Source organism: Gammaproteobacteria bacterium (assembly GCA_003696665.1).
Taxonomy (GTDB): Bacteria; Pseudomonadota; Gammaproteobacteria; order Enterobacterales.
Map to the genome: position 1 here is coordinate 1 of RFGJ01000655.1, position 1,784 is coordinate 1,784.

3 protein-coding genes are annotated in these 1,784 nt (G+C 51.2%); 1 reads left to right on the plus strand and 2 read right to left on the minus strand.

The features are described 5' to 3' along the window. Both D6694_15675 and D6694_15680 read right to left on the minus strand, forming a co-directional pair. On the minus strand, positions 1-1,050 hold a 1,050-nt coding region (locus D6694_15675; protein RMH33118.1), incomplete at its 3' end, for a radical SAM protein. Between the two features lie 13 nt (positions 1,051-1,063). Then, positions 1,064-1,414, minus strand: coding sequence for a hypothetical protein (locus D6694_15680; protein ID RMH33119.1), 351 nt, complete (start codon positions 1,412-1,414; stop codon positions 1,064-1,066). A 160-nt stretch (positions 1,415-1,574) separates the two neighbouring features. Here D6694_15680 and D6694_15685 point away from each other — a divergent pair, with 160 nt between their 5' ends. After that, on the plus strand, positions 1,575-1,760 hold the full coding sequence (locus D6694_15685; GenBank protein ID RMH33120.1) for a hypothetical protein: 186 nt from the start codon (positions 1,575-1,577) through the stop codon (positions 1,758-1,760). The last annotated feature ends 24 nt before the right edge of the window (positions 1,761-1,784 follow it).

Genomic DNA, 1,784 nt, shown 5'->3' on the forward strand with positions numbered 1-1,784 from the left:
CCGGTTCCCTTTCCACATTCTCATTTCAGGCAGACCATCCAGCGGACAATGAAGGGCTGCCCGGTCGAACCGTTCCCACCCACGCGCCCATAAGGCGATCAGGTCGGGACGAATTTCCATTGTGCCATCTTCTCTCAATCTCCCAATAACATTTCTCCGATCTTTCAATGCAACTGTACACTTGCCGATACGTCCATCAGCTCTGATGACAAACGAATTTAATTTTGCAGCATAGCATGGCGAAAAAGTTATTTGTTCTTGCCTGGAATTCTCGTATTGATTAAACTTGCTAGACAATGTCTTTAAATAATTTAAAGCAGCTCTTTTTTCGAAAACATCATCAAACAATATATCTGATTGACTTATTGATGAGCCTCCAAGATCTTCGATAGCTTTTATGAAAATCCTAAATCTCTTAGGAGACAAACAATTGCATATGTTGTATATCAGTTTCTCAATAGATTCAACGTTATTTTTTGTGACATGGAGCCTCAGTATGATATTTATATCCATTTTTGATTCATTTATATCTAATATATTCTTCCATATTCTTTCGAATGATCCCTTTCCATTCCGCCGCCGGCGTGTCTGATCATGCCCCTCCCGCCAACCGTCGAGGCTGATCTGATATTGCCTTACGCCGAGGTCTACAAGGCGCTTGGCTGCTCTAGATTGCAAAAGAGCGCCATTCGTAGTCATGGATCCCATATACGAGAATCCAAAATGATTGCTCAGATCAAGTGCTGTTTTTGATATGGATTCCACTATGTCGCGGGCAACAAGAGGTTCACCCCCAAACCAGTTCAATATTAAATTGCGCAATTTTGGTGCTCTGCGGCTCAGAAGTTTTTTGACAGCGTCAACAACAACGCGTGGCATTTTCCCGATCGTGAAATCCTCATAGCAATAGACGCAGCGAAAGTTGCAGTCTTCTGTCGGGAGAAGAATCAGCTCGAGAATGCGGTGGTCAACGGCTCTGCCGAATTCCGCGGCTGCAGCCTCGTATTCACCCTCTCCAACCGCATCCGGAACCACCCCATTCTCGAGCATGCCCCCCCCCCCTTCAGATTTCAATCGTTGTAAAGCAAATGCCATTGGTACAGCCATTTGTATTGGTTGTACCAATGCATCTGCTGTTGGTGCAGCCGTCGTTCACCGTAATCTCAATCGCCTGTCCGAACAATGCTTGCTCTGAGACGATACTCGAGAACCACTCTCCAGCGCCCTGTCCCATGATGAGAAGCTCACCATCGTCTGAAAAGGCGACTGGGGTCTCCGTCCGCGTCAGTCGTCCGTTGTGGGCAGATGTGTCAACCATCTCACCGTTGCCTGCCTGTGCTTGTGACACCCCCAAGGCCAACAGGCCGCTGAGGACCACGGTTCCGAGAATCTCGGAAGGAGCGCTCTTTCCCATCTTACCTCTCCCCTATGTTGCCCCCCATGTGATCTCCGATCGCGGCCCCGTGCCGCAAACCGGTCACCCGCAAACCGGCCTGCCCGCCGGTGCATTCAGCCTGACTCGGATAAAAAGCTCTCGTCAAGAGAGTGTATGATCACAATTGCGTGAGCGATAGATGCAACATCACGCAATCGGCCCCCTGCGCAGCGCGCCACGGGATGCGCCGGATGCCGGCGGGAGGCTCTCTCCAGGGACGGCCTTTGCCGGCCTGACGGGCGCCCCGATCGGCGGTGGAGAGGCTTACGGCCGTGGTGATGAGCTCGACCTTCCGCCGGCCCCGCCGGCCCTGGCCGGCAGGTGACGCTCTCTTTTTCGTCATTCGCCG

Excerpts from the sequence above, each read along its gene's own strand:
- D6694_15680 (RMH33119.1), bottom strand. The coding sequence starts at position 1,414 with ATGGGAAAGAGCGCTCCTTCCGAGATTCTCGGAACCGTGGTCCTCAGC.
- D6694_15685 (RMH33120.1), top strand. The coding sequence starts at position 1,575 with ATGCAACATCACGCAATCGGCCCCCTGCGCAGCGCGCCACGGGATGCG.